The following is a 17,271-nucleotide window of genomic DNA, read 5'->3' as shown; positions in this document are numbered from 1 at the left end:
CTCGGTCAAAATGCCCGGGACGACGGCCGCGCATGAAAAGGTATGCAGCGTGGTGCGGCACGTGACAGGGAACCTCCCCGCTGAGGTGACGAGCTTCGTCGGTCGTGACGCCGAGGTCGCCACGGCGCGCAAGCTGCTGTCCAGCACGCGGCTGCTCACCCTGACCGGGCCGGGCGGCGTCGGGAAGACCCGGCTCAGCCGACGGGTGGGGGAGACGGTGCGTCGCGCCTTTCCCGACGGTGTGTGGCTGGTCGAGGTGGCGCATGTGCACGACGGGGACTTGGTGGCGTTGAGCGTCGCGCAGGCGCTCGGCCTGCGCGACGACACCACTTCCCCCGTCATCGGCCTGACCGAATTCCTGGCCGACAAGAGCCTGCTGTTGATCCTGGACAACTGCGAGCACTTGATCGGCGCGTGTGCCGAACTCGTCGACCGGCTGATTCCGGCGACCACCGATGTGCGGATTCTCGCGACCAGCCGCGAGTCGCTCGGGGTCTCCGGGGAACAGGTGATGCCGGTATTGCCGCTCGCGGTGCCGGAGGTGGATGAGGACGAGACACGCCCGGCGCACGTCGACAGCGATGCGTTGCGGCTGCTGATCGATCGGGCCGTCGCCGCGAACCCTGACTTCCACGTCACCGATGCCAATCGCGGGACGCTCGCGGCGATCTGTCGTCGCCTGGACGGCATACCGCTGGCACTCGAACTGGCGGCATTGCGGCTGCGGATGTTCACACCGGATCAAGTGCTCGCGCGTCTGGACGATGCAATGCGGCTGCTCACCGCCGGGTTGCGTACCGCGCCGGAGCGGCAGCAGACCCTGGAGGCCGCGATCCGGTGGAGCTATGACCTGTGCACGCCCGACGAACAGCGGCTGTGGGAGCAGCTGTCGGTCTTCGCGGGTGGTTTCGATCTGGAGGCCGCGGAGGCGGTCTGCGCGGTCCCGGACGCGCTGTTGGACGCGTTGACCGGACTGGTCGACAAGTCGGTGCTCGGCCACCGGCAGAACAGCGACGGTACCGGGCGCTACACGATGCTCGAACCGTTGCGTCAGTTCGCCTTGGCGCGATTGGTCGCCCGCGGTGGTGAGCGTGCGGTGCGGCTGCGTCATCGCGACTACTACCACGGGATCGCCGCGCAGGGACGCACCGCGTACTGGGGGAGCGAGGATGTCACCTGGTTCCGTGACGTCACCCGCGAACATCCGAATCTACGTGCGGCGCTGCAGTTCTCGCTGGCCGATGCGGAAAGCGCCCATCGCGCACTGGAGATCGCGACGGAACTGCGCCCGTTCTGGGAGCATTACCGCTTCCTGCTGGAAGGCTACCGCTGGCTCCTGGAAGCACTGGAGAAGGATCGCGACCATACGAAGGATCGGGCACGCGCACTCGCGGCGGCCTCGGTGATCGCCGCCATGCTGTCGGATCCGGCGACCGCGACGCGATTCGCTGACGAATGTCTGGATATCGCAACGGAACTCGATGCCGAAGACGTGCTCGTCGAACACGCCCTGCTCGCCGCGCTACTGGCATTCGCCAACGACGAACCGAGACAGGCACTCGATATCGCCGAGTCCGTCTCCGACCGTGCGCGTGCCTGCGCCCACCACGGCGTCGAGATGGAGAGTCTGGCCTTCGCGTATGTGTGTGCGCTGGTGCTGGACGACGAACGGGCTGGCGCGATCGCCGATCGCTTCCTCGCCAAGACCAACGACTACGGCTCGCACCTGTTGGGCGGGCTGGGGCATTGGGCGGTGGGCACCGATCGCTGGCGTAAAGGCGCGCAGGACGCGGCGATTGCGGAACTGCGCAAGGCGGTCGAGCTGTTCAGCCTGTTCGACCGATGTGTATGGACGGCGTCCGGGTTCGACGGACTCGCGTGGGTGGCGACGGCCGACGGGGATCTGCAGCGCGCGGCGCGGCTGATGGGGGCGGCGTCGACGGTGCGGCGCGGCAGTACCCAGCGGCTCGCCCATGAGATGACCGAATTCGTGGGGGACAAGGTGCGCCTACAGGTGCGCGATGCGATGGGCGAGAAGGAGTTTCAGGCCGCCTTCGATGCGGGTGCGGCCTTGGGGTTGGAGTCGGCGGTGGCCTTTGCGCTCGGCACCGCGCGGCCTGCCGCGCCGGTGAAAACTGTTGCGGCGGATGTGCTTACTCGACGCGAACGTGAAGTCGCGCGGTTGATCGGGGCAGGTTACAGCAATAAGAGCATCGCGAGTGAGTTGGTGATTTCGATTCGGACCGTCGAGAGCCACGTCGACCACATTCTCACCAAATTGGGCTTCACCTCGCGGACACAGATCGCCGCGTGGGTCAGCCGGAATCAGATCTGACGCGTCAGTCGCCGGTCGCGCCGTCGATGCGTTCGCGCAGGAAGTCGGCATGACCGTTGTGTCGCGCGTATTCCTCGATCATGTGCACATAGACCCAGCGCAGGCTGAATTCGGTGCCGCGACGAGTGAAGACGTGGTCCAGGGGAAGGCCCGCGACGGCGGCGTCGGCCGACTTGATCTCCGCGTGCAGCGTCGCCAGATCCGCGGCGGCATCGGCATTGGCTATATCGTCGAAATCGCCGTTCGGGTTGTCTTCGCTGCAGTACAGGTAATCCAGCGGTTCGCCGCGGGTGGCGATGCGGAACCAGCCGCGTTCGCATTCGGCGAGATGGCGGACCAGCCCCAGCAGCGACAGCGTCGAAGGTGCGACGCAGCGCCGTTTCAGCTGTTCGGCCTCGAGGCCGGCGCATTTCCACAGTAAAGTGCGGCGGTGCAGGTCCAGCCAGGTCTGCAGCATGGTCCGCTCGTCGGCGACCAGCGGCGGCTTGGTTCTGGTGATCTCGGGTGCGGTCCACGTCACCGGCCGACTGTAACTGGCGAACCGCGACCGAATCTCGCGAATTAATGCGACATCGTCCGGACATAGTGATGCCTATGTCGCCTCGGCATCGGCGCTACAGCCCGGAGTTCAGGAAGTCGATGACCGCGCGCTCGAAGGCGTCCTTGCGCTCGATCTGCACCCAGTGTCCGCATCGCCCGAACAGCCGCAGATCGGCATTCGGCAGCTGACGTGACGGCAGCAGCGCACCCTCGGCCGGGGTGACCCGATCATCGCGACCCCACAGCAGCAGCACCTCATTGCGCAACGCGCGCAGCCGCGCCCACAGCGGAATCGGTTCCGCGAAGGCGGGATTCGCGAAGGTCGCGTAGGCATCGCGGATCGCCGCGATGGCGGCCGGATCCGCTGCCGCGGCCCATCGGTTCTCGATGAGTTCGTCGGTGAGTACCGCCTCGTCGAAGACCATGGTCCGCAGCCAGGCTAGTACGCCGTCACGAGTCGGATTGCCGGTGAAGTCGAGTAGTCGTCGAATCCCTTCGGACGGTTCGGGTCCCAGTACGTTGACGCCGACACCGCCCGGGGCCATGAGCACCAGTCGATCGATGCGCTGGCCGTGTTCCAGCGCCACGAGCGTCGCCACCGCGCCACCCATGGAGTTGCCGAGCAGGTGCACCGTCGGTAGTTCGAGTTGATCCAGCAATCCGAGCACCGCGTCGGCGGCGATGCGCAGATAGTTGCGCTGGTACACCTCGGGTCGCTCGCTCGCGCCGAAGCCCGGCTGATCCAGGATGAGGCAGCGGAAGTGTTCGGCGAGTATCGGCAGATTCGCGCCGAAGTTGGCCCAGCCCGATACTCCCGGGCCCGAGCCGTGCAGCAGCACCAGAGGTGGACCCGAACCCGCCTCGTGGTAGCGCAGTTTCAGGCCGTCGACGGTGATGTGGCGACTGGTGTCCGCCGCGTCCATCAGACCATCCGATCTTCGACCGGCAGCCCGAATTCGCCGCGGCCGAACATCGCCAGGGCGCGCTCGACATCGTTGATGACGTGCACACTGCCCGCGTGTGCGTCGCGCCAATGCCGTTCGATCGGATTGGGTTTGCGGATCGAGTGGCCACCGGAATTGTCGAACAGCAGCTCGATCGCCTGGATCGCGCGCTCGGTGCCGCGCACCTGGTCGCGGCGGGTGCGCAGCCGGATTTCGTACGGAATCTCCTCGCCCGCTTCGGCATAACGCAGTTGCTCGGAGATGTTGTGTTCCATTTGCAGGATGGCCGCGTCGATTTCGGAGCCCGCGCGAGCGACCCGCACATGTGCGAATGCGTCCTCGGCCACCTTCTGGCCGCCGTAGGACAGCCGGACTCGCTCGCGCATGCGCTCGATATGCGCCTCGTACGCGCCCTGTGCGGCACCGATGATGGGTGCGGTAATGGTGTTGGAGAACACGCCGGCAAACGGAATCTTGTACAGCGCAGCGGGATTGGCCTCCTGGCCGGGACCGCGCAGCTGTGATTGTTCGGTGGCGCTGTAGGCGCGGTGGTGCGGAACGAAGGCCTTCTCGATGACGATATCGTTGCTGCCGGTACCGGACAGGCCGACCACGTGCCAGACGTCATCGATGCGATAGTCGTTGCGCGGCACCAGGATTGTAAGATAATCCTTGGGATTGCCGTGTTCGTCCGGGGCCAGTGCGCCAAGGAATGCCCACTGGGCGTGGTCGCAGCCGGAGGAGAAACTCCATCGTCCACTGACCTCGTACCCGCCTTCGACCGGCGTGAGTCGCCCGGTCGGAGCGTACGACGAGGAGATGAGCGTGTCGGCATCCTCCCCCCACACCTGTTCCTGCGCCTGCAATGGGAAAAGCGCCAGCTGCCAGGGGTGCACGCCGAGCACCGAGGAAACCCAGCCGGTGGACGGGCAGGCCGAAGCGATCGTACGAATGACCTCGTAGAACGCCACGGGGGAGGCTTCGTCGCCGCCGAAACGCGACGGCTGCAGCATGCGGAACACCCCGGCCGCGGTCAGTTCCCGGATGCTGGCCACCGGAACCCGCCGCTGCAGATCGGTCTCCGCGGCTCGCTCCCGGATTGCCGGGAGCAGATCGCGAACCCGATCGAGCACCTTATTGGCCATGACGGGTGTCCTCCTATGTTCTGATTCCGCGACCGGTGTGCCGGACGACGCCATAGTTGTGACGCTATGGCGGCCGTGACCGCGCGTCGGGAACAAGTCCCGGTGATCGGAACGCTCGGAGGGGCGTCTATACCGCGTGCAGCAAATTCGAATCGGCGTTGGTTTCGTACGGGTCCGGACCCCACCGGTAGCCGTAGCCGCGGATATTCGTGATCAGCCCGGGACGGTCCAACTTCGCGCGCAGCGAGGCCATATGCACATACAGTTTCCGCGAGACCGCCAGCATCGAGTCGCCCCAGACGCAGTCCATCAATTGCTCACGGCTGACCGCGATTCCGGGCCGCTCGACCAATACCCGCAGCAACTCGAACTCCAGCCGGGTGAGCGGAACCAGTTCCCCGGCTACCTCCACCCGCCGTGCCGCGAGATCCACGCGAACGTCCTCACTGGTCACCGTCTTACCCCGGGCGATACTGGCAACGCCGACCCGGCGCGTCACCGCCTCCAGCCGCGCTGCCAACTCACCGATACGCGCGGGTTTGACGAGATAGTCGTCGGCGCCGCTGTGCAGCCCCAGCACAATCGAACGCTCATCGGCGTGCTCACCGAGAATAACCACCGGCACCGAGCTCACCTCGCGCAATTTGCGCAAAACCTGCAACCCGTCCATATCCGGCAGGCCCATGTCGAGGATAACGGCGTGATAGCCATGATGCGCCAAGAGTAGATCGGTCCCACGATGCTTACGCTCCACCTGATGACCGTGTAATTCGAGTCCCTGCGCCAGGGCGTCGCCGCCGTCGGCGTCATCATCGATCATGATCAGCCGCATCCGTCTCACCTTCCCGCACGATCCGCCGAAGAGCAGCGAACTTGCATGGTTGCCGCCTCTGCCCCAGCACGCAAAGTTATTCCCTTGCCACCCTTGGGAAACAGCGTTCCGCGCCCGCGGAGATCGCCGGAGGCGGACATTGTCGGCCGTCCAGCGGAATTCGTGCCGTCCGATCACTACGGCGAGTTCGTCGCGCGCCTCGACCTCGATCGGCAGCAGTGGCGGGTGGCTGCTTGATTGCGTTAGTGCCCAGGTGACTGCGCGGCGGTGGTTCCGGCTTTGCGGCCGAAGAAGGTAGCGTCGCCTAGGGAGGTGCCGCTGATGTAGCCCTCGCCGTGCAGGCCGGAGGCAGCTCGGCCCGCTGCGAAGAGGCCGGGGATGGGAAGACCGTCGAGATCGAGGACTTCGCCGTCGAGGGTGGTGTGGAGGCCGCCGAGAGTGAAGACCGAGGCGCCGGTGCCGCGGCGGTCGCCGGATTCGGCGGGCGGGCGGACGCCCGCTTTCACATCGATGGCGGCCAGCGGGGGTGTCAGTGGGCGCAGCCAGCGCGGTGCCTTGTGGAAGTCGGGATCGGTTCCGCGCGAGGCGAATTCGTTATAGCGGGTGATGCTAGCGGTGAGTGCGCCGGGCGGCAGGGCGAGTAGTTCGTCGAGTTCTTCGATGGATTCGGCGACGTGGGTCGGGCGCACACCCCAGCGTTCGCGTTCGGGCACCTCGTCGTAGCCCTGTTCGTCGAGCACCACCCACACGTTCATACCCTGACCGAACAGCGCGGCCTGGCCGATGCGGCCGGGATAGGTGTCCTCGTTGACGAACCGTTGGCCCCGATGGTTGACGACTATGCCGCGCGCGGCGAAACCCGGAATCAGGGAAGCACCGACCTGACCGGCCGACATATGCCGTACGGCGGCCCCGGCGGCCTGAGCGATGCGGATACCGCTGCCGTCGTCGGTGCCCGCGCTCACCTTGGTGTGGCCGAGCAGTCGCGGCGCGTGGGCGGCGAGCATATCGTCGTTGTCGACGAAACCGCCGGTGGTGAGTACACATCCACGGCGTGCCCGAATGGCGAGCTCCGTGCCGTAGCGTCGTGCCACTACTCCGACCACCGAACCATCCTCGCCCAAGATCAGATTCGTGGCATAGGTGTCGTATTGTGCTGTCACACCCGCAGATTCGGCCGCCGATAGCAAACAATCCAGCAGCAACCTACCGCCGAAGTCGTTCGAGGTGGGCCGGTGCCCGCGCGGCGCCGGGATCGCGATTTCGGTAAACGGCCAACTGTTTTCGCCCAGCCACATGAGCCCGTCATCGGTCGGCGGCACCCAGGTGGGAGCATCCCAGAGGCTGGGTTTGAACGGCACACCGCGGTCGACGAGCCAGTGGAAATGCGCCACGCTGTGCTCGCTGTAGTGCACGATCTTCGCCACATCCGCGCCCGGCCCGAGCGCCGCCACCAGAAATGCCGCCATCTGCTCAGGACTGTCGTCGAACCCGCACCCCCGTTGGATCGGCGTCCCACCGCCGAGATAGATCTCGCCACCTGACAACGCCGACGCGCCACCCGCACCACCGGCCCGATCCAGTACCAGAACCTCGGCACCGGCCCTCGCGGCCTCGAATGCGGCGCAGGCCCCCGCGCTGCCGTACCCGACGACCAGCACGTCGGTCTCGATGTCATAGGACTTCACCTCGGCGGCGGCACGCGGCGCGACCGATTTGCGGACCGTCATGGTGTCGAGACTGCAGCCGGTCCATCGGATGACGGAATCGATCATCTCGGTGGTCGGGCCGGTTGCTCCCGTTCAGTGGGACTGGCGCCGATCGCCGCGTCCCGCACTCGCGATGGTGTGTGAACGGCGTCACGTTTGCATATCCCGGCGCCAGTGAGGAGAGGAAATCGATGCGGGTCCTGGTCACCGGAATCACCGAGCCGAGCGGTCGCGCGGTGGCGCGCATGTTGTTGGCCGCCGGGCACGAAGTGGCCGGGCTGGACCAGCGGTGGCATCGTTATATCGATCCGCGGGTGCGGTTCACGACCGACCACACCGCAGCTGTCGACGGCTGCGCGAGCATCGTGCATCTGGCCGCAAGCGGACTCGCCGAAATCGCCGCCGCAGCGCGCAAAACCGGTGCGCGCCTGGTGGTTCCGATCGATCCACGCTCGGCGCATGCGGACGGCAAGGCCGTGGCGGTGCTGCGAGCCTCGCGTGCGGACAGCGTGCTGGTGCGCACCGCGCCGACCGCCGGTCGCCGGGGCGGACCCGAAACCCGCCGGGCACTGGAGCCGATTCTCGGTTCGAAGTCCGACGACGGATTTCAACTGCTGCACAGCGACGACCTGGACCGCTTCCTGGTATCGGCCGCCACCGCACTACCGTCGGGGCATAGCGAAGATGGGCTCGAGATCGTCGAGCTCGCGGCTCCCGGCGTGGTCACCACCGACGAGGTACGCCGCATGATGCGCGAAGCGGGCGTACGCTACTCGGCCTGGGTGCCCGGGTGGTCCGGTCGCCAACCGCTCCTGGATCCCACTGTCGCACAGGAGAAGTGGGGCTTCCACTGTGGCTGGACGGCAAGCGAGGTCATTGCCGATCTGGTGCGTGGCATGATCGGCCGCAAGCCCGACGGCGGCGGATTCCGCACCCGCCGGGGCGCAATTCCGCTGCCGTCACACGTGATTCCCTCTCGTGCCGCCACCTCGGACAACCATCTGCTCACCGATATCGCCCCCGACGGTCTCGAGGGTGAGTTCGATGATCGAGTCGACGAGCGCTACCCGGTCCACACCGCCACCAACACTTCCGAAGCGCTTCCCGGCCCGATGACGCCCCTGACCATCGATCTGCAGGCCGGTGCCATCCGCCTCAGCAACGAGGCCATGGGCGAGATGATCGCACTCGACGGAATCGCCTTGGAGCACTGGACGAGTCGGGTCACCACCGTGCTCGGCCACCACATCTACATCAATGCCTCGATCGGCGTGCTCGCCGCGGAGAATATGCCGGGCTGGGATGAGGAGAGCATCCGCCGCGATGCCTACGGCAATATTCCGGCCGAAATCGCCTTGCAGCCGCACGGCAAGCCGCCGATGCCGACGGGACTGGCGAGCACGCTGGCAACGGCGCGCGCGACGTCCCGCGTCATCGCAACCGCCCGCCGCTTCGCTAAGACGGCCGAACTGATCAATGCCGCATCTCATGCGGAAGCGTTGAGCGCGAACGAGATTCGCGAACTGTCCGATGAGCGGCTGCACGTTCGCGCCTTGCTCTGGCGCGACCGCCTGCACCAGGCGTGGCAGGCCGCGGCGATCGGTGTGATGATGACAGGTGCCGCCACCGCCATCCACGCACGCGGCAAGGATGCGGGCGAGGTTGCGATCGACCTGAATCGGTTGGAATCGGCGAAACCCATGCTCGCGGTGGAACGCCTGGCCGAATTCTGCCGCGCCGACGCCGATCTCGCCGAGCTTGCACGCGCCGGTGACATAGATGCGGCCCGGACGATATCCCCCGCATTCGCCGCCGCACTCGACGAGGAGCTGGCGAAGGTCGGGCATCGAGGTCCCGGCGAATGCGAGCTGATCAACCCCACATTCGGTGATCGGCCCGCGCTGTTGGTGAGCGCCGCCGCCCGCGCCGCGCAAATGCCTGCGCCCAAGCGCGAATCCGTGGATCCGTCGCCGAGCCGTACCGCGCGAATGGCCGCAGGAGCCACGGTGGCCCGGGAACGCGCACGCGACGGCGTCGTCCGGATCACCCACTGCCTGCGACTTGCCGTGCGCGAGCGGGCCGATCGGCTCGTGCGCGCCGGTCGATTGCGCGAGATCGACGACGCCTGCTATCTGACGCTGGACGAAATCTTTTGCCCTCCAGCGGACGTGGCCGCCAAGGTGGCCCGCAGGCGCGCGGAACGCACTCGGTTGCAGACCATCAGAATGCCCGATGTCATTGCCGGACAATGGGAACCGGTCCCCGATGCGGCGGCCCTCACCGCCGACGAGAGCCTGACCGGCATCGGCGTCTGCGCCGGCGTTGTGGAGGGCCGGGTCAAGCTGGTGCTGTCGCTGGATGACGATATCGAGCCCGGCGACATCCTGGTCGCCGCGGTGACAGACACCGGCCACACCGCCATGTTCGCCTACGCCGCCGCTGTGATCACCGATATCGGCGGCTCCGCATCCCATGCCGCGATCGTCGCCCGCGAATTCGGCATTCCCTGTGTCGTCGATACCAAGACCGCGACCACCAGTCTCGCCGACGGCCAGCGCGTGCGCGTGGACGGCGCGGCCGGGACGGTCACGCTGCTGGCCGACTGAGCGCGGCCCGAACTTGGGTCGCCGACCATATGCGGCCCTTGATGAAAGGAACACCCCTCGTGAAGAATTCGCGCGCTTTCCGCGGCACGATCACGGCCGCGGCCGTAGTGCTGGTCGGCGTTCTCCCGGCGCTGACCGGACCGGCGTCGGCGGGTCCGGCGCTCTCGGGTCCGGCCGTGCCGGCGCTGCGGTCTCCGGGCCAGGCCGATCGGCCGCTGGGTCTGACGCATGCGCCGAATGCCCGCGATATCGGCGGCTATCCGGGCAAGGGCGCCAGGTCGGTCGCGACCGGTGTTGTGTACCGGGCCGACGCGCTGGCCAAACTCGACGCGAGCGAACAGCAGAAGCTGGTGTCGCTCAATATCACTCAGGTCATCGACTTCCGCAGCCCCACCGAAACCGGACGCGATCCCGATCGACTTCCGGCATCGATTCGCCGCATCGAACAGCCGGTCTACGATCCGGCCAATGACTTCTACCTCATGGTGGCGCGCCTGATCCAGGCCGGACCGGCCGCCCAGCAGGAGGCGCTCGGCGACGGCAAGGCCGCCAAGATCATGCGCGACTACTACGCCTGGTTCGTTTCGAATCCCACCGCTCGCGCCCAGTTCGCCCAGGCCTTCACCGCCATCGCGAGCGCGCAGGGTGCGGTGCTGTACCACTGCACGGCGGGTAAGGACCGCACCGGCTGGATGACCGCGATGCTGATGAGCGCGCTGGAGGTGCCGAAGGGGCAGATCTACAACGACTTCCTGGATTCCAACGACAACTTGGCGGCCGGAAACAAGGCGCTGCTGGACGGGCTCGTTGCCCAGGGTTTGGTGACCGATCGTGCGCTGTGGGAGCCGATCCTCGGTGTGCAGCGCGAATTCCTGGACGCGGCATTCGACCAGGTCCAGGCATCGTTCGGCTCGTTCGACCGCTTCCTCAGCGATGGGCTCGGGATCGACGGCGCGACACTCGACGCGCTGCGGGCGAAGTTGCTGACCAAGCACTGAGCTTGTGCCGGTGTCACCGTGACGGTGGCACCGGGTCGGTGAATCTCTCTGCGGCCTCGCCCCGCAAACTCCCCGCGGGCAGCGTCCGGCCGCACAACACCAGCAGCAGATCCTGGGCCGAGCCCGCGAGCAGCTACCGAGAGCCGGCCGAGGCCGATCAGCGCCCCACCCGCCAACATTCCCGCAGCAACGTATTCATCGAGCGTAGAGGGCTTGCCGGGTGCTCGCGTACGTGGCCCGGATCCGCTTGCCGATCGCCCCACCGTCGCTGGGAGCGCGGACCTCGGCGACGGTGCGCGCGGGCCAACTCGGTGGCTGTGCGGTGCCACTCAGAGCCCAGGCCGCCTGCCGGGCGGCGCCGAGCGCGACGTATTCGTTCGGCTCCGGGACCGTGACCGTGAGCCCGAAGATCTGGGCGGCGACTTCGGCGACCAAGGCGGAGCGGGCCGCGCCGCCGATCAGCAGGACACGCTGCATCGGGATTCCAGCGGTGCGCAGATGGTCGAGCGCGTCGGCCAAGTTGCAGAGCATGCCCTCGACGGCTGCGCGCGCAATATGGCTGGGGCGCAAGGTTTCCGGTCGCAGACCATGCAGACTGCCGGTGGCATGCGGCAGGTTCGGGGTGCGTTCACCGCAGAGGTAGGGAAGCATGACGACACCTTCTGATCCCGGCGGTGCCTGGCGCGCAATGGTTTCCAAGCCGGCGATATCGACTCCGATCAGTTCGGCGGTGGCGCCCAGTACGCGGGCGGCGTTGAGTGTGCAGGCCAGTGGCAGGAATGCGCCGGTCGCGTCTGCGAATCCCGCAATGGCTCCGGTGGCATCTGCGCTGGGTGCGGCGGCGCGGGTGTAGACGGTGCCGCTGGTGCCGAGTGAGAGGACCACGTCACCGTCCGCGATCCCCAAACCCAGTGCGGCACCGGCGTTATCGCCGGTACCAGCCGCGACGATTGCGCCCGCAGGAGTGCGTCCGACCACTTCGGCGGGTCCGACGACGCGGGGAAGTTCGGGTGTTCGCCCCCGGAAGGCACGGGTGAGTATGTCTCTGCGGTACATACCGGTCGCGGGCGACCAATAGCCAGTACCAGAGGCGTCGCCGCGATCAGTGGTCGGTTCGACGGTGGGATCGGATGGCCCACCGCGTAACCGCCAGGTCAGATAGTCGTGCGGAAGCAGCACCCGGTGTGTGCGGTCGGCATGCTCGGGTTCGTGATCGGCCAGCCACCGCAGCTTGGCGACGGTGAATGCGGCCAGCGGCACACTGCCGACGGCATCTGCCCACACCTGCGGGCCGCCTAGTTCGGCGATCAACTCCTCGGCCGCGTGGGCGGATCGAATATCGTTCCACAGCAACGCATCCCGGACCGGCCGACCATCGACATCGAGTGCTACCAACCCGTGCTGCTGACCTGCGACCGCCACCGCATCGGCGCGATCCAACAACCCGTCGCCGGCCGAACACAGTGCCTGCCACCAGGATTCGGCGGGCACCGCGGTGCCCTCGGGATGCGGGGCGCGCCTTTCGTCCAGAATCTCGCCGGTGTCCGCATCGCACAGGACGACCTTGCACGACTGGGTGGAGCTGTCCACTCCTGCGACGGTGGCCATCAGGCTTCCGGCCTGAGCTGGATCTTGCGGCCGGTGCCAGCGCGGAAAGTCTGTAGCGCGTCCGCGAATTCGTCCAATCCGAAGTTGTGGGTGATCATGGTGTTCGCATCTATCACGCCCTTGCCCATGAGCTCGACCGCCCGGCCGAAGCTGTGCAGTACCGCCATCGAACCCACGATGGTGATCTCGTCGTTGTAGATACGGAACGGTGAGATCGACGCGGTCGCCGCGCCCGGCGCCACCCCGAACTGCTGAAACACCCCGCCCTTGCGCACCCGGCCGAGTCCGTCCTCGATGGCGGCGACCGCGCCCGTACAGTCGATGACCACCTCCCAACCCTGCGGGCGGTCGAATTCGTCGGCAGTGGTCGCGGCGGCATCCGCGCCGAGCTCGACGGCAACCCCGAGTCGTGCGGTATTGGTATCGACCACCGACACCGACGCGGCCCCGGCCACTCGCGCCAGCTGCAATATCAGCAGACCCATGGTGCCCGCGCCGTACAGCAGATAGTGCGCGCCGAGCGCACGCGGCAATACATCGAACGCATGTACCGCACACGACAATGGCTCGACCAGCGCCCCGTGTGTGGTCGACAGCGTCTCGGGCAGCCGATAGCAATTCGCGGCAGGCACCGCGACGTATTCGGCCATCGCGCCGTCGACGGTATCGCCGATCGCGCCCCACCGTTCGCACAGATTCCCACGCCCGATCGCGCAGTAATGACACGCCCCACAGAACAACGACGGGTCTACCGCGACGGCATCGCCGACCCGCACACCATCGACCCCGGTGCCCAGCGCCACCACCGAACCGGCGAACTCGTGACCGGGCGCGATCGGATACGGCGTAGGTGGGAATTCGCCATCGGCAATATGCACATCGGTGCCGCATATCCCGACCGCATCCACCCGCACCACGACCTCACCGGGCCCGGGCGTCGGATCCGGCTCGTTCTGTACGGCGAATTTCCCAGGGGTCTCGATCACGACCGCGCGCATAGCACTACCTTGCACCCGAACCCCGCCGCGCCGTCGCATTTCGCCCCGCCGCATCGCGGATTTCTGGATGAGGCAGACTGTCGCGGTGAACGACGACCCGGACCGGCATGCCGACGTGCACGTCCGCACGGGCGACGGAACCACACTGCCCGCCCTGACGGATCCGCTGCTGGACGATCTGCTGCGCGAACCACCAGACCCGGAATTTCCGGCGATTGTGGTCGAACGCGGCGAGCACGCCTACATCCAGGCTCGCCTGCTTCCCGACGGCGTGTACGAACTCGAGCACCGCGCGGCCGGATCGGGCGAGTGCTTCCAGATGTACACTCCCGATGCCAAGCTGGTGCGCGATGTCATGTGGGCGTGGATCGACGAAAATGTTTGGTGGCGTGAGAGTGTCGGGTGGTATCGCGTCGATCCGGCGGTCGCGGAATTGGAAGCCGCCCGGCGCGAGTTGTCCGGTCTGCTGGACGGACTTTCGGTTATGGACGGCATCGAGTCGGCGATGGATGACGCGCTGAACCGCGCCGACGAGCTACTCGCCATGGAACTTCCGGATGACGAGCTAGGCCGCGATTAGGCGGCTCTGATACCACAGCGCCGTTGTCGCGATATCCGCTTCGGTCAGCGGGAGATAGGTGCCGTCGTCGTGCCAGCCGAGCGCCTGGATCGTTACGCGCAACTCCTGCTGGAAACAGATCGGATCGCGAATATGCCAGCGGTACATCCCGAATCGCTGGTGCGGCTGGTAGATCTCATCGGGCGGCAGTACCTGGTGCAGGCCGAGGTAAGGCGTCGAATATGTCCGGTAAGCACCGTCGAGATCGAAATTCCATGCGCCACCGAAGTAGTCCTCGGTGCCGGTGCCACACAGTGTTGGATGTGTGGTGTCGCCATCGAGGTAGAACTTCAGCTCGCCCTCGCCCCACCAGCCTGGTGCGCCGGGCCGAATCGCCAGGTAGGTGCCGACATATCGGCCGGGCCCCGGTACCGCGTCGAGGATTGTGTGCACAGCGGGCTCGTTGAGGGGCGTGCTGTGGCGGCGCAGTGCGTGCAGATATCCGGCCGCGTCGGGGACGACCTCCTCGGTATAGGTGAATTGGTAGTAGACCGGCACCGCACGGTCGCTGGCATTGTGCAGTGTGATCCTGGCGTGCGCGCGAAAAGGCATGGGCCAGAAGCTGTTCAGTCCACCGGCGGGAGCGACGACGACCATCTCGGAGTGTACAAGTGCCAGTTCGTCCCAGCCGTTGCAGAAGAAATCGCCTAGTGGCAGGTCGATCGACGGCTCGGGTTCGTCGTCCCAGTACATGCGAAGCGTGAGCTGCCGCAGCACCGTCCGGTCGGTAGTGAGCCAGCAGTGGCGCAGCACACCGGAGCCGGAAATATCTGCCAGCGTCACGGTTTCGCCCGCACCGAGGTGAATGGACGGGGAGATTTTCCAACCGGGTCCGAGCAGCCGCGCCGCATGCGCGCCGGTGCCCTCGATGGCGCGAGCTCCGGCACCGGGGGAGCCGGTCGGATTCTCCGCGCTGATCGAGCGGGTGCGTGCGGCATCGAGCCGCCAGAGTTCCGATGCCGAACCCGCGACGTTCACAGCCCGGGCCAGCCGTATCGGTCGGTGACGGCGGCGTGGCCCGCGCGTTTCTGGTAGGAGGTGGTGGTCGGCGGCTGTTCGGGTTCGCCGACCGCGACCAGTCGCCGGGTCTGACCGCCTGCCATGGCTTCGAGGTTGTGCCGCACCCCATAGGCGATGCCTTCCGGCACCGCGCGGTACAGCTCCGCACGTCCGTGGCCGAGGGTGCGGCCCGCGATAACGCCCCTGGCATCCAGGTCGAACAGCGGCGTGCGTTCGCCTGCGAAGTACGGCAGCGCGAGCAGGCCGCGACTGCCCGCCGGGACGTCGGCAGCCTCGGCCATCAGGTCGCACTCACCTTGCCGCCAACTTCGGTGGGCCAGGCCGACTCGGGCAGCTTCAGACCGGGAGCAACAACTGCGGCCCAGTCGTGCGCCCAATCGCGGTGTCGAAACACCTTGCGTTCGTTCGGATCTGGCGATAACGGTGCCTTGCGACCGGACCGGGACGCCCTTGGAGCTGGAGGTCCCGATATCGACGCCGAGAAATGCGCTCGTCATCGGGTGAACTCGTCGAGGGTGATATCGAGCAGTTCACAGGCGGCCCGGACGGTGGCTCGATGGTCGCCGGGGACGGCGTGAATATGGTTGGCGCCGAAGCGGGACAGGAAATCGTCGGCATGTGCGTCCAACCGGGCGAAGGCATGCGGCCATTCCCAGGTGGACTGTTTCATCAGCGATTCATTGGTCGCCTGGTCATAGGTCTCGAAATCGCCCAGCATCAATTGCATTCGGTAGTTACCGTCCTTGCGGGTGAGCCGCGCCAGCGTCATGCGGCCGGGCGCGGCCAGATGGTGCACCGACGCGCCGCCCGCCGGGAAGAAGAACACCTCGGGGTAGAGATGTACGTTGGCGAGATTCTCCGTCGGCTCGTCGCTGCGTGCGGCGAACCAGGTGGCGTGCTGGCCCGAATTGCACAGATCCCAGATATCGCGGTCCGCGTGATAATGCCGGACGTCGGCGAAAAGCACCGGAGTGTCGGCGATCTGCTGCAGCAGCCGCATGGTGAGTGCGCCGTCCATATCCGCTTCGGTCGCACACACATGGGGTTGTTTGGGGCCGTTCCAATCGTAGGGATCATTGAGGAACGCCTCGGTGATATCCATGGTGGCGAAGTACTGGGTGAGCTCGGGCTGGCCCTTGATACCCGAGAAGTCCAGCCGCCATTCCTCGATCAACTCACGCACGGCCAGATACGAGCGAAGCTGGCGTTCCAGCAATTCCGGAGTGAGTTTCACGCCGTCGTAGTGCACACCGGCGGTATGGCGTTCCAACCACTCTCGCGCACCTTTCGCCTCACCGGCATCGGCCTGTTCGGCGCGGCGGACGATCTCCCACTGATCGATCTCCTCGACGTCGATGCCGAACAGGCGCTGCCACTGATCGGTATTGGCGACGGCCGTATTCATCCCCATCGGCCGACCGCCGAAGCGCCCGAAAGTGCTGCCGCGCAAGCTCGATACCGCGGCGGCCGCAGTCGCCCGGGTACCGATCGCCTCGATGAGCTCGGTATCGGCCGGATCGCCCCACAACCGGGTGTGCGTGCGACCGATCTGATCCAGCGCACCACCCGCGGCCAGCATGCCGACCATGCCCGGTTGCACCGGATCAATGTTGGACAGCAACAGCAGCGGACCGGGCGTCGCACCCGCGGCCAACATAGTGAAGTGCGGGAACGCCCAGACCGCGTAGTGCAGCACCGTGAGATCCACACCGGCGGCGGCCACTTCGCGCGCCACCGATCCAGCCAGCGCATTCGTACTGATCTGCGTCGCGCCGCGGATAACCTCGTGGCCGGCCGTCCGCAACGCGCTGACCAGCCGATCCTCGGCCGACTCGATGAACTCCGTGATCCCGGCGTGCACATAATCACGCCCATCGGACACGCTCATGACCCCTATCCGCGCCATCCCGACCGCCT

The 17,271-nt window shown here is 66.6% G+C and carries 13 protein-coding genes and 1 pseudogene; 4 read left to right on the top strand and 10 right to left on the bottom strand.

Going from position 1 to position 17,271, the window contains the following annotated elements; translation table 11 throughout:
• The first annotated feature begins 61 nt into the window (after positions 1–61).
• On the top strand, positions 62–2,335 hold the full coding sequence (locus AB0J47_RS10965) for a LuxR C-terminal-related transcriptional regulator (protein WP_364343480.1): 2,274 nt from the start codon (positions 62–64) through the stop codon (positions 2,333–2,335).
• A gap of 4 nt (positions 2,336–2,339) precedes the next feature.
• On the opposite strand, the gene AB0J47_RS10960 is transcribed toward AB0J47_RS10965, so the two are convergent.
• The 5 genes from AB0J47_RS10960 to AB0J47_RS10940 form a co-directional block, all read right to left on the bottom strand.
• Positions 2,340–2,855 (bottom strand): DinB family protein, encoded by a 516-nt coding sequence (locus tag AB0J47_RS10960; protein ID WP_364343477.1) that lies wholly within the window; start codon positions 2,853–2,855, stop codon positions 2,340–2,342.
• Positions 2,856–2,949: 94 nt separating this feature from the next.
• A complete protein-coding gene (locus tag AB0J47_RS10955; protein WP_364343473.1) occupies positions 2,950–3,798 on the bottom strand; it encodes an alpha/beta fold hydrolase in 849 nt (282 codons plus the stop codon).
• Complete coding sequence (hsaA, locus tag AB0J47_RS10950) at positions 3,798–4,964, bottom strand: 3-hydroxy-9,10-secoandrosta-1,3,5(10)-triene-9,17-dione monooxygenase oxygenase subunit (RefSeq protein ID WP_364343470.1); 1,167 nt, start codon at positions 4,962–4,964, stop codon at positions 3,798–3,800. The genes AB0J47_RS10955 and hsaA overlap by 1 nt, the downstream gene beginning before the upstream one ends.
• A gap of 127 nt (positions 4,965–5,091) precedes the next feature.
• Positions 5,092–5,796, bottom strand: a complete 705-nt coding sequence (locus AB0J47_RS10945; RefSeq protein ID WP_364343467.1) for a response regulator transcription factor — start codon at positions 5,794–5,796, stop codon at positions 5,092–5,094.
• Positions 5,797–6,038: 242 nt separating this feature from the next.
• Positions 6,039–7,526 (bottom strand): FAD-dependent oxidoreductase, encoded by a 1,488-nt coding sequence (locus tag AB0J47_RS10940; RefSeq protein ID WP_364343464.1) that lies wholly within the window; start codon positions 7,524–7,526, stop codon positions 6,039–6,041.
• A gap of 170 nt (positions 7,527–7,696) precedes the next feature.
• Between AB0J47_RS10940 and AB0J47_RS10935 the strand changes: the two genes are divergently transcribed.
• Together AB0J47_RS10935 and AB0J47_RS10930 are read left to right on the top strand one after the other, a co-directional pair.
• Positions 7,697–10,111 carry a PEP-utilizing enzyme gene (locus tag AB0J47_RS10935; protein ID WP_364343461.1) on the top strand — a complete coding sequence of 805 codons (2,415 nt, stop codon included), beginning with the start codon at positions 7,697–7,699 and terminating at the stop codon, positions 10,109–10,111.
• A 59-nt stretch (positions 10,112–10,170) separates the two neighbouring features.
• Complete coding sequence (locus AB0J47_RS10930) at positions 10,171–11,109, top strand: tyrosine-protein phosphatase (protein ID WP_364343458.1); 939 nt, start codon at positions 10,171–10,173, stop codon at positions 11,107–11,109.
• A 195-nt stretch (positions 11,110–11,304) separates the two neighbouring features.
• On the opposite strand, the gene xylB is transcribed toward AB0J47_RS10930, so the two are convergent.
• Both xylB and AB0J47_RS10920 read right to left on the bottom strand, forming a co-directional pair.
• Positions 11,305–12,717, bottom strand: a complete 1,413-nt coding sequence (gene xylB / locus AB0J47_RS10925; RefSeq protein WP_364343455.1) for a xylulokinase — start codon at positions 12,715–12,717, stop codon at positions 11,305–11,307.
• Entirely contained in the window at positions 12,717–13,715 is a 999-nt protein-coding gene (locus tag AB0J47_RS10920; RefSeq protein ID WP_364343452.1) for a zinc-dependent alcohol dehydrogenase family protein, read from the bottom strand. The genes xylB and AB0J47_RS10920 overlap by 1 nt, the downstream gene beginning before the upstream one ends.
• A 67-nt stretch (positions 13,716–13,782) precedes the next feature.
• Here AB0J47_RS10920 and AB0J47_RS10915 point away from each other — a divergent pair, with 67 nt between their 5' ends.
• A complete protein-coding gene (locus AB0J47_RS10915; protein ID WP_364343449.1) occupies positions 13,783–14,295 on the top strand; it encodes a hypothetical protein in 513 nt (170 codons plus the stop codon).
• Here the strand turns inward: AB0J47_RS10915 and AB0J47_RS10910 are convergent.
• The 3 genes and pseudogenes from AB0J47_RS10910 to AB0J47_RS10900 form a co-directional block, all read right to left on the bottom strand.
• On the bottom strand, positions 14,281–15,312 hold the full coding sequence (locus AB0J47_RS10910) for a glycoside hydrolase family 172 protein (RefSeq protein ID WP_364343446.1): 1,032 nt from the start codon (positions 15,310–15,312) through the stop codon (positions 14,281–14,283). The two genes, AB0J47_RS10915 and AB0J47_RS10910, sit on opposite strands and share 15 nt — an antisense overlap.
• Positions 15,313–15,398: 86 nt before the next feature.
• Positions 15,399–15,641: pseudogene (locus AB0J47_RS10905) on the bottom strand (FGGY-family carbohydrate kinase); the annotation flags it as partial.
• A 206-nt stretch (positions 15,642–15,847) separates the two neighbouring features.
• Positions 15,848–17,260: an L-fucose/L-arabinose isomerase family protein gene (locus AB0J47_RS10900; RefSeq protein ID WP_364343443.1), complete on the bottom strand. Its 1,413-nt coding sequence runs from the start codon at positions 17,258–17,260 to the stop codon at positions 15,848–15,850.
• Positions 17,261–17,271 lie beyond the last annotated feature (11 nt).

Origin of the sequence: Nocardia sp. NPDC049737, assembly GCF_040674755.1 — a bacterium.
Classification (GTDB): domain Bacteria; phylum Actinomycetota; class Actinomycetes; order Mycobacteriales; family Mycobacteriaceae; genus Nocardia.
The sequence above is the reverse complement of the archived record's forward strand: the minus strand, read 5'-3'. Positions and strand labels throughout refer to the sequence as shown.